The organism is Streptomyces katrae (genome assembly GCF_000966975.1).
GTDB classification, from domain to species: Bacteria; Actinomycetota; Actinomycetes; order Streptomycetales; family Streptomycetaceae; genus Streptomyces; species Streptomyces katrae.
In genome coordinates this window covers 1-267 of the sequence record NZ_JZWV01001230.1, presented here as the reverse complement: position 1 = coordinate 267, position 267 = coordinate 1, and the positions used below count along the sequence as shown (strand labels likewise).

Below are 267 nucleotides of genomic sequence, written 5' to 3'. Positions count from 1 at the left end.
ACCCTGCTGGTCTACGGTGGCCGGGACCAACTGGTCTCGTACCGTATGGCGCGCAAGGCCGCCGCGGCCTTCAGGGGTTCGCGGCTGCTGAGCCTGCCCGAGGCCGGGCACGTGGCGATGATGGAGTACCCCGAGGTGGTGGCCGCCGCCTTCCGGGAGCTGCTGCGCGACGCCGCCACCGGGGAGACCGACCGAGATACCGCAGACGGCAAGGGCTGAGGACGTGGGACGACATAGTCGCAGGACCCCCGCCCCCGCCCGCCCGCA

At 72.7% G+C, this 267-nt stretch carries 1 protein-coding gene; it reads left to right on the top strand.

Annotation, left to right across the window (positions count from 1 at the left end; translation table 11 throughout):
* The coding region (locus VR44_RS35410; protein ID WP_045951756.1) for an alpha/beta fold hydrolase at positions 1 to 219 on the top strand (219 nt) is incomplete at its 5' end.
* Positions 220 to 267 lie beyond the last annotated feature (48 nt).